This is a genomic window from Alkalibacterium gilvum (assembly GCF_900109085.1).
Classification (GTDB): Bacteria; Bacillota; Bacilli; order Lactobacillales; family Carnobacteriaceae_A; genus Alkalibacterium; species Alkalibacterium gilvum.
The window spans coordinates 1-10,370 of record NZ_FNYW01000051.1; the positions used below are offsets into that span (position 1 = coordinate 1).

13 protein-coding genes are annotated in these 10,370 nt (G+C 30.3%); 4 read left to right on the forward strand and 9 right to left on the reverse strand.

What is annotated here, in order from left to right; translation table 11 throughout:
* Positions 1–210 (forward strand): transposase (locus BMX83_RS09700; RefSeq protein ID WP_177170570.1); only part of this gene is annotated, 210 nt, incomplete at its 5' end.
* Positions 211–704: 494 nt separating this feature from the next.
* Here BMX83_RS09700 and BMX83_RS09705 read toward each other — a convergent pair.
* Positions 705–1,157: a hypothetical protein gene (locus BMX83_RS09705; RefSeq protein ID WP_091636497.1), complete on the reverse strand. Its 453-nt coding sequence runs from the start codon at positions 1,155–1,157 to the stop codon at positions 705–707.
* A 505-nt stretch (positions 1,158–1,662) separates the two neighbouring features.
* Here BMX83_RS09705 and BMX83_RS09710 point away from each other — a divergent pair.
* From BMX83_RS09710 to BMX83_RS09720, 3 genes are all read left to right on the forward strand, one after another.
* On the forward strand, positions 1,663–2,001 hold the full coding sequence (locus BMX83_RS09710; protein WP_091636499.1) for a hypothetical protein: 339 nt from the start codon (positions 1,663–1,665) through the stop codon (positions 1,999–2,001).
* A gap of 78 nt (positions 2,002–2,079) precedes the next feature.
* A complete protein-coding gene (locus tag BMX83_RS09715) occupies positions 2,080–4,221 on the forward strand; it encodes an ATP-binding cassette domain-containing protein (RefSeq protein ID WP_091636502.1) in 2,142 nt (713 codons plus the stop codon).
* A gap of 844 nt (positions 4,222–5,065) precedes the next feature.
* Complete coding sequence (locus tag BMX83_RS09720; protein WP_091636504.1) at positions 5,066–5,359, forward strand: BRCT domain-containing protein; 294 nt, start codon at positions 5,066–5,068, stop codon at positions 5,357–5,359.
* Between the two features lie 116 nt (positions 5,360–5,475).
* On the opposite strand, the gene BMX83_RS09725 is transcribed toward BMX83_RS09720, so the two are convergent.
* The 8 genes from BMX83_RS09725 to BMX83_RS09755 form a co-directional block, all read right to left on the reverse strand.
* On the reverse strand, positions 5,476–6,024 hold the full coding sequence (locus BMX83_RS09725) for a recombinase family protein (RefSeq protein WP_091636507.1): 549 nt from the start codon (positions 6,022–6,024) through the stop codon (positions 5,476–5,478).
* A gap of 388 nt (positions 6,025–6,412) precedes the next feature.
* Positions 6,413–6,619 carry a helix-turn-helix transcriptional regulator gene (locus BMX83_RS09730; protein WP_091636510.1) on the reverse strand — a complete coding sequence of 69 codons (207 nt, stop codon included), beginning with the start codon at positions 6,617–6,619 and terminating at the stop codon, positions 6,413–6,415.
* Positions 6,607–6,927, reverse strand: coding sequence for a DUF6442 family protein (locus BMX83_RS09735; protein WP_091636512.1), 321 nt, complete (start codon positions 6,925–6,927; stop codon positions 6,607–6,609). Before BMX83_RS09735 ends, BMX83_RS09730 begins: the two co-directional genes overlap by 13 nt.
* Positions 6,928–7,364: 437 nt before the next feature.
* The gene (locus tag BMX83_RS09740; RefSeq protein WP_091636515.1) at positions 7,365–7,556 is read right to left on the reverse strand and encodes a hypothetical protein; all 192 of its coding nucleotides are present in this window, start codon (positions 7,554–7,556) and stop codon (positions 7,365–7,367) included.
* Between the two features lie 64 nt (positions 7,557–7,620).
* Positions 7,621–8,076 (reverse strand): PH domain-containing protein, encoded by a 456-nt coding sequence (locus BMX83_RS09745; protein ID WP_091636517.1) that lies wholly within the window; start codon positions 8,074–8,076, stop codon positions 7,621–7,623.
* Between the two features lie 7 nt (positions 8,077–8,083).
* The gene (locus BMX83_RS09750; RefSeq protein ID WP_091636520.1) at positions 8,084–8,659 is read right to left on the reverse strand and encodes a hypothetical protein; all 576 of its coding nucleotides are present in this window, start codon (positions 8,657–8,659) and stop codon (positions 8,084–8,086) included.
* Between the two features lie 389 nt (positions 8,660–9,048).
* A complete protein-coding gene (locus tag BMX83_RS10950; protein ID WP_177170571.1) occupies positions 9,049–9,189 on the reverse strand; it encodes a hypothetical protein in 141 nt (46 codons plus the stop codon).
* Positions 9,190–9,715: 526 nt separating this feature from the next.
* Entirely contained in the window at positions 9,716–10,084 is a 369-nt protein-coding gene (locus tag BMX83_RS09755) for a hypothetical protein (RefSeq protein WP_091636523.1), read from the reverse strand.
* Between the last annotated feature and the right edge of the window lie 286 nt (positions 10,085–10,370).

Genomic DNA, 10,370 nt, shown 5'->3' on the forward strand with positions numbered 1-10,370 from the left:
TATATTGTTGCAGGGCAAGGTCATAATCGCTTAAAAAGCACGAATCTTCTTGAACGTTTAAATCAAGAAGTTCGACGACGAGAAAAAGTGATCCGAATTTTTCCCAATCATGCATCAGCGAATCGATTAATCGGTGCTGTTTTAATGGATAAGAGTGAAGAATGGCTCAGTTCCACAAGAAAATATATTTCGAATCATTCGATTAATTAAAAAAAGTTGTATTTTTATCGGACCGATTAGGTCTGAATATAAGATTTTTCTGTTAATAAAATCAGCTCAAAGAGTTGGTTAAGAAAGGTAAAAGCATTGTATAGTATTTTACACAAGATTATGGACTTGACTATTAATTCAGACAAAAACAGAAAAGTTAGTTCATTTATGGTCATTGATAAAAAAGTTATCGAGAATGAGAAAAACATATACGCGCATTTTAATAACAAGGAAGTAGAGTAAATAAATTTTGACAACGATGATTCTTTATAACATTTAGGAATTCTAGTAAGTATTATAAAATAACAGTAATTGAAAAAAGGACAACGCAAAAATTCAATATATTAAAATAATAGAGATGAAATAACAGTAACGAAATAATGAAAAAATTATGTTGACAAATTTTCAAACTATTTACATTACAAAAGATCAAAAGGTTTAAGTCATACTGAATAAGTAAACTTTTTTGAAATATTATAAAAAAATCACTTCCCCTATTTCTCCCAAATCACTTTTTGTTCTGCCAATTTTTTGAGATCACCTAAAGAATAACCACGCGTTCCTCCTTCTTCGACGTAAACATCTCCTGATACAATAGATATTCTATTAACAGATTCTACTGCATCTACACCATCTAAATTAAACGAAAATACATTTTCTTTATAAAAAGAGGGCTGCTTATGAATAATAATATATAACACATCATCATATTTCTCTTTATTAATATGTGTGATTGCTTCAAATCTGTTCACTTTGATTTCTCCAGTTATTAAAGTGTCACTAGATAATGTATGAGCTTTAGACACGCTAATACTTTTAATATCTTCAATGGGAACTACACTAATATTTTCAGCTTGATAAATATTTAGTGAAATATATAGGCCAAATAACAGGACTATACTTGTTAATAAAAAAATTTTTTTTTTATTAGCGTATTTTTTTATCATAAATATTCCTCCATATTATCATAATGATTAATACAAGACCTTAAGTACGCTCCCTTAGAATATAAATAATCAAGAACAGTGTCTATCGATAGTTTAAATTCTATCAAAACGTGTCCAAGGTTTCATACTAACATTATTCAGTTAAATCTGAGAAACCAAAAGTGCTCCTTACTTCTTTAACTAACATCAAAACCGAATCACTCAACAATTGACTAACTGTATGCGAAATTGTAATATTTGAATTAAATTTAACTCAATTTTTGAGTGAACTAATCATTAGAGAACTCCTTAGGGTTGCTTTGGTCACCTTTACCATATCAGAACAGGTTTATTTTTTCATCACTTAACGAGGGTAAATCAAAGAAATATTTTTACTTGCCGTTAGACAGTTTCTACGCATTCAACAGAAAGCATGAATTATTCAGATATTATAGCATACATAGTTGATATTAAATAGCTCTTTCATTATAATATACATATACTATAGTGAAAGCGAGGTGTTCTCATGAAAAAAAAGAAAAGTATCATTACTATTTTATTTGCTTCTGTAGTTATGATTTTATCGTCTAATGTTTCAGCTGCTACAGGATCATGGTCATCGGAATGGGGATATGATGTAAATGGAGCATCAAAAATTGGGGCAATAAGTTCTATGGGTGATAGTGCTTATTATTTCCAATTTCAAGTTTGGGGTGCTGGAAGCGATATTTTGAGCCACAGTACTAAGCAAATTGGTCCCCATCAGTCATATAGTACTACTCATTACTCGGCGGCTTTGCAGAAAAAACAAGGTAGGATATCAGCATCTAGTTACGTTACCTTCACTCCAATCTTTAATCACTAGGCTACTTTAACAAAAATCCTATTCCATATTCTAATCTAATGTAATTTGGGTTTTTGTTATTTAAGAAAAGAGGATATCATGTTAAAGTTCTCAAATTTAACAAAAACATTTGGAGATAAAACTGTTTTAGATGATGTTAGCTTTCAAATAACTAACCCTAATAATCTTCATGTTTTAACGGGTGAAAGTGGTAGTGGAAAAACTACTCTATTCAATATAGTATTTGGTTTAGATAATACTTACCAAGGAACTTATGAATTATTTGGGATTGACAGTAAAACATATAAAAAACAAGACTGGGATCATTTAAGAACTCATAAGGTAAAAATGGTTTTTCAAGATTTCAAATTATTTGATCAGTTAACAGTATACGAAAATCTTTATCTCTCAGGTGATTTTGAAGATGAAGAAATCTATTCTATTTTAGAAAGTATGGATTTACTGAATTTAAAAAATGAGTATGTCAAAAATATTAGCGGGGGTCAGAAACAAAGGGTAGCTATAGGGCGAGCTGTTTTAGGGTCTCCGGAAATAATCTTACTAGATGAGCCTACGGGGAATTTAGATGGTATGACGACCGAAAAAATAATGAACTACATAACTAAATTAAAAAATAAAGGTATACTATTCTTTATTATTACTCATGACAATTCAATTCTTGAATATGCAGATGTAATTTTTAAACTAGAAAAAGGGAAGCTTTATAGTACCTATTCAAAAAATGAAAATGATTATTCTGAAAATATTAAAGAATCAAATCAATTAGAATACGTCAAAAAAAATAAACATACATTCAAGTATACCTTATTAAGTATGTTTCGAAAAAAGAACAGATTATTTTTGTTAGGTGTACCTATCGTAATAATGTTAATGCTTTTCATATTAAGTTTCACTGCTTTTCAAGCCGCTTCACTGGATTCATTTACTAGCTTTTTTTCAGGAATTGATAGTAAAACAATTGTCTTCAATACTCAGAGCTTAACTTCTGAAGCAGAAGAAGAATTAAGAGATAATAATGTTTTAATAAGTAATGACGGTAATAGAATTGCTTTTTCAAATGAGGATATCACAAAGGTAGCTAGTATTAAAAATGTTGATAAAGTTGAAGCTGTAGTAGAAGGTGTGCAATCCCATTATGATTACGAAGGGAATAGATTTGAATCTAGGCTTGATTATGAAGATATACCTACATTTTTAAAAAAAGATTTAGATCAAATCCGAAACGGAGCGTCAATAACTTTTCCTTTAATGGCTCAAACTGTTCCATCTTCTGTGATTCGTAATTATAATTCTAATAATATAAATATTATATTAGGAGAATTTCCTAACGACAATTCCCAAGAAATATTGATTCCAGATTTATATGCTTTTAAACTAATTAATGCTGAAAACATTTCAAAACTAATTAACACCAAAATTAGCTTAGACGTTACGTCTGCTGAAAATCACTCTGTTATCGAAAAATATAAAATCGTAGGCATTTATGATACTGGGTATAAAAGAAATTTATCTCCATCTTACCCAATTTATGTGGGCTATGCTCCGCAAAATAATCTCCAAAGTAAATTAAATGAAAGTTCTTATCAGTTCCATGTACAAAATTACAAAATAAATAAAGCAACAGAAAAATATACCGAAACTATAACCAAAGATTTCGAACACTTTGAACAAGCTATGGGAACAGGTTTTGACCAAATGATTGTTGTCGTTGATAATGAGGAATTCTTTAATAGTGTTTATAATGAATTAAAAAAAATGTTTCCTAAATATCAATTCACCTCACAATACGATTTGAAAAATGGGGATTTGTCATATATATACCGTTCATTGGTTCGAAATTTGGTAATAGGCTCTGTTATAATAGCGGTTATTATTGGTTTAACCGTAATATTTCTCAATAAAGGATATATTTACGATCGAACAAAAGAATTTGCTGTCTTATTTTGTCAGGGTTTTTCAAAAAAAGATATTGCTACGATGATTTCTTTAGAAAATGGAGTTGTTTTTTCTATTTATTTTTTTATTGCCTATTCTTTAGCTGCGTTATTTGATGTTATATTTTTAAATCATAGTAAATATGGATATTTATTCTCTGATTTACTAACTTTAAAAAATGTTATTTCCTTATTTTCTCTTGTAGTAATTATCGTATTATTTTCTATTATTTGGGGGATAAAAGGAATCAGAAGTGATAATTTAGTGAAATTATTGAAAGACTAGCACTTACAAGTTTATAGTAAATAAGTTCTGATATTTGCTACTAACATAACAATATATTTACAAGGACAATTCACATACCATTAATCATGTGAATAAACAATACTACTAATATTCAATATTTTCCAAAAATCCGTTTATCTAATTTTTTTACTCGGAAGATTTGATAAACGTTTTTTTACATGAGAGATGAATAGTCGAGTACTTATAGATAAAAACGGATAGCTCATAATGAGAGATGTTCGCTTTTCAGACTGAATATTTAGCGACACTCCAGTTGTATCTTGGAGTCGATGACAAATAAGCCCTAAATGAATTTTGCGAACGAATAGAGCCGCGATTGCGGACGAGAGAACCACATAAATAATTTAGTTAAATAATAGAAACTCTCTGTATTCTTAAGATGTCTTCAGCCTAATAGGAGGACGCTAGGGCTCACAGGTGCCTAGCTATTCATCGCTTGCAACAATCCCTGTGAAAGTAATGCATATATAAAATAAGTCAAACAAAACTACTTATATCTGAAGGAATTCCCTCCCTCGACATCAAGAGTTCTCCTAGCGGATATATTATTCAATGAACCTTGGTGATTTACTCAAGTTGATAATATTTTTATTTATTGTTCACTTAATACTGCTAAGTTAAATAAATAAAATATGATGAGTTCTAGGTTGCTCGACTATTCAAAAACATGAATGCTTTGTCAATTGCCTGAATAAAATCTTTTTTTCTTGGCGAACTGAGGATGACTTAAAAATACTAGTCATATCACATTGAGGTATATACATGTTGGAATTAGCTGAGACAGGCAAAATGAGGCGAATAAAAAGAAGTAGGGTGACGGTGAATGCTTCAAAACGAAACCGTTGTGTTCACAGGCACATTAGCAAGCATGACTAGAAAACAAGCACAGGCTTTAGTTCGATCATTAGGCGGACAGGTTCAGTACAGTGTATCTAAAAAGACAACGATCCTGGTCATCGGAAGAAGCACTCTCGATCTTTTTGAACAGGATTCTCGTTCATTAAAGCTCAAACATGCTGAGGAACTACAAGACAAAGGATTCTCCCTCAAAAAAATGGGGGAGGAAGAATTTATCAAACCCTCTATTGCTCAATTACAATCAAAACTTAACGAGTAATATATTATTTATAATGAGTATTTTACAGTTAATCATACTGTTAAATATGAAGGCAGACAGCTAAGATGTCAGCAGGTCACCAAAATCCGTATAGCAGACGAGTGCGATTGATAGACTCACTCTTTCTTTTTATTTCTAACTAATGTGCTCTTACTAATCCCTGTCATTTTCTCCACTTCTTTATAAGAGTGCGTTTCAAGTAGCTCCATAGCTAGTCCAAGCTGTTGTTTGGTAAATTTTTTCGGTCGCCCTTCTTTATACCCTGGTTTTTGTTTAGCTAATGCTTTGCCTTCTTGTGTTCGTTCGACAATCAGGTCACGTTCAAAGTCCGCAAAGGCACTAAAAATGGTAAAGATTAATCGCCCCGTCGACGTATTCTCAATAATCCCTAAATTGAGGACATTAATACGCACGCCTTTTTTAAATAAAAATTTAATCGTACTTAAAGCATCTTGCGTGCTGCGTGCAAAACGATCAAGTTTTGTCACAACCAACGTGTCCCCACTTTGAATTGTTTCAAGCAGATTTTTAAATTCTGGCCGATCACTTTTTGTTCCCGTAATTTTTTCAGAATAAATGTTATCGCAGTTTTCTTCTTTCAACAAACGCAACTGCCCATCTAAATCTTGGTGACGTGTGCTGACACGCGCGTAGCCATATTTCATCCTTTTTCACCTTCACTTTTGGGTATAAGTTATGACACCTCTTAACCCCTTGATTTTACAGGAATTAAAAATCGTAGTCAATACTCTTGAGTTATGACTATAATAATGATTTAAAGTGGAAAGTAAAAACTAAAAAATCGAATAAACTATTAAAGCTATAAATCGAAGGGATATACATAAAAGGCTTATTTTTAAATTAGCTTCCTTCCTAGTTTGTCATAAAATTATAATAAACCCAGTTGACAAAAACTCAAAACCGACAAAAAAACAACGCCCCGGCCTAAAAGCGGCGGGAACGTTGCGGATAAGGGGGTTGTGTGAAGGAGATGAGTTTGTCATACTTGCTATTTTGACAAACTGGATACTTACTGAATTTCTTACTTTAAAATTAATCAAAATAAAATAACTCTTCAAATTTTTTATCTAAAGCAATACATAATATTAAAGCTAGTTTCGCAGTAGGATTGAATTTACCTGTCTCAATAGAACTTATTGTATTCCTAGAAACACCTACCAGATCAGCTATTTTTTGTTGAGATAAGTTTGCTTCATTCCTAACTTCTTTTAATCTATTTTTTAATTCTAAAAGTTCCATAAATTAGCCAACCATAATACTGAAGAACCAACTAAAATTAACATACCTCCAAGAGAAGCTAGTAAATCTGTTTTTTCTTTATTAGCAAAATATTTCCCCATATGTTCAAAGCCTACATATGCTCCACATATAGCGAATAGATGACTAATATCTTTACTATTCATGTAGTTTATAATAATAATTGCAAATATAATTATATTTGCTGCTGCTAAGCCCCACTGTTTCCCTATTTTACTTTTGTTGTTTTTGGCTTCATCGTTTATTAAATTTTCTTTTTTAGCTTTTTCTAAAATGTTGTCTTTATTCACAAAAATCCTCCTTGCCAAGTTTACTTACCAATATTATATTCTTGCATAGTTTACTTGTCAAGAAACTTTAATAATGAGTTTTACTCAATTACACTTAAGACAAACTCAGTTATGCTTTTTTTGGTTCTATAATTAATCGTGTTGGTAAGTTCTAACGAACTTGCGGGCACGGTTTTTTGTATATCTATAGAAAAAGGCCAGTAGATTCCCTTGTAATTACGTCGACCAAAACCAATCAAAGGAGAATCTACATGACCCACTCTCATATTATACGACATTCATAAATATTAAAGACTATAATATCGTAGTTAATATTGAAGAAACTAAATATTATTTAAAAGTATCAAGAGCAGAAATAGAAGTATACAGTAAAAATAGAAACTTAGAGTGGGAGTAATTAGAATTTTTACCTTGTCAGCATTTTACACGAACTCACTTTAACTACGTCGGTTTCTCAAATACCAATAGAGTAAAACCCAGAACAGAATGGTGAGAATTAATATGACAAACATATCTACACTCGACAAATCAAGAATAGGATCAAGCCATTGCCCTATGGGTAAAACCCAAATTACTCGAAGTAAAATTAAGGCAATTAAGAAGACCCAAAACATTTTACTCTTTCTCATAAAATAAAGCTCCTTTAAAAAAATACATGTTATTCTATATATGAATCTTTATTATAGAAGTTTCTTACTTGTTTAATAGCCCCATAAAATTTCTTTCTTTTAATGAGTGAAAGTTAGTATCTGAGGTATTAAGGCCTGTAAAAGAATAAGCTCCATCAGCATCAATGTAAAAATAGTATTGTTTATTGTCATATTTAAATTGAATGTAGTATTTTATGAATTTTTTCTCCACAGTAAATTCTTCTATGTCTTCATACTTTATCCTGGTAATATTTTCTTTAACTGCGTCTCGTGAATCAGGTGCTTCAAACAAAATTAATTGGTCATTAGTAAAAGTTAGATAATAAAATTTCATGATATATCCTAAATATATCATACTGTAGGAAAATAATTTATGAAGAGCAGGTCGAACGCCTTTTTCCGCTCTAAAATAGTTATTATTTATTGTTATATCCAATTCTTTTAAAATGTCTTTAACTGTATCTTCTTCTTGTTCTAAAGTGTTAATTTTATTATTCATAGTCCACCTATACTGTTGAGCATGTCCATATAGCAGCTACTATACTTGTAGCTAGGTTGAGTTGTGTTAATTGTTTGAAAGCAGCATGTGGTAAAACACTTCTCCCAATTTCTATTATTAAATCAGCAGCCACTTGATAATTTAGAGCTGTCACAGCATCAATGAATCCTTGATTCGCAGTTACAGCATTAGCTAACTCCCATGCTACACCACCAAACGGTACGGAATTTACAATAATGCATGTACCATATTCAGTAATGCTACCTCTAGCTGCTGTACTATATGCAGCGTTCTGTTGGGTATAGTAAGTATCGAGAACATCTTGGTTTACGTCAGCGTCTTTTGAGAATTGCTGAACAAAAAGTTCTTCATTATCGACTACATAATTTCCCTCTTCATCTAAATGTCCCACTGTTTCAAAATAAAATTTAAGTTCTTCCGCCAACTGATCTCTAATCTGATCTTCAGTAATTGGTTCATCATCAGGTTCAGCTGCTGATACCGCTAACCCAGTTGATCCTACAGTAGCAAATACAGCTACTATAGCCATGAGGGCAAGTAAAAATTTCGATAGTTTTTTCAAAATAATTATTCTCCTTTTAATATGTTTTATAGTAGATATCTAAGTATATTGTATAAAAGTGAATTAGACACTCGATCCTCCTTTACGATTTATTTATAACAATATTAGGTTGCTAATGTTGTTATAAATAAATCGTAACATATAATTAATGGAAAAGGCCACATATAAAAACACTACTTTTGGACTGAATATTTTCATTAAATGCTATAAATTAATTTTTTCATTTTATACTGAAGATAATCAAGGAGAAAAAATAAACAGACTGATAAGATTATAAGCGTCTTATCAGTCTGTTTTATCGTTGCCTTTAGATTAATTTATTTATTCTAGATTCTATTCGAGTTTTACTCATTTACATTTTGACAAACTCGAATAAATAACAAAAAAAATTATTTATCTTTTTTTTCATTTTTCTTACTCTTGTTAGAGTTTTTCTTTTCTTCTCTCTTCAACTGTTGCGGTATAAAAATCCCTAATATTATAATTAACGGTACAATTACGGCAATAATAAATATTCCGGGATCTGACATAAATATCATCCTCCTTATAAATTTTAGTTTTATTATTATATCTTATAGTATTTTCCACTTTTAAGAATTCAACTAGTAAAATACCTTTTAATATAGCCACTTATTTAACTATTTGTTGTAATTGAATTTTACTTAATTGTACTTAAGACAAACTGAATTATAAATTGTTTAGCGACACATAATACTAACATTATTCAGTAATTTGAAAATATTTTTCATCAAGATTTTTCAGTATTTAACTCCAATTATCCTTATATAAAAAGTAGTATACTAAGCCGTATGCGAACGTTATGACAATGTGTGTCATTATACTATTTAAATTTAAAATTATAAAGCTTACAAAGTATATTACAATGTAAATCAGCATAAATATAATTATAAATATTTTTTTGTTCTTCATAATTTCTCTGAACTTTTTTATAATAATCCCCCCTTTGCAACTTACCTTGATTCACATATTGCTAATAATGTTCATCAATTTTTTTTCGAGTTTTACTTAATTGCATTTAAGACAAACTCGGTTAAATTAGTTTGTTACGTTTTCTTTTGAATCAGCTGTGAGCCAGTTCCAGAAAAAAACGATTAAAGTAAAGCCATAAATTGTCGCAATTATTCCTTGGAAATAGGAATTAATAGCGATTGTTGTTCCATGGAAAAATAAAGCAAAAAGTGAAATAGAACGATAAATTTTAGGTCTAAACTTCTCATCTACCATCTGCCAAATATTCCACAAAGCATAGAGAAAACTACCAACGGATATAATAAGGAACACTGTGATCAAAGGTATTGCTGTAATCATTCCACTAAGAGTGTAGAGTAACATTGCTCCACCTAAACCAAAAAACAAAGGAAATAGAATCTTTTTATACGTAATTCGATCTGTCGCATTGAACATGGTGTCCATCAACTCCTACTATCAACTTATCACAAGAAACTACACCATACAAATATGAGTATTTTGCTAAATAACCCCTTGAGTTTTACTTAATTCTTATTATGACAAACTGAATCTTTATAATTTACAAGCTATTTATCGAAGTATTTTACTAAAGATGTACAATTTAACTTTTATTTTTCCCAGTTTTAAGTCAAGTCCATAATCTTGTGTAAAATACTATACAATGCTTTTACCTTTCTTAACCAACTCTTTGAGCTGATTTTATTAACAGAAAAATCTTATA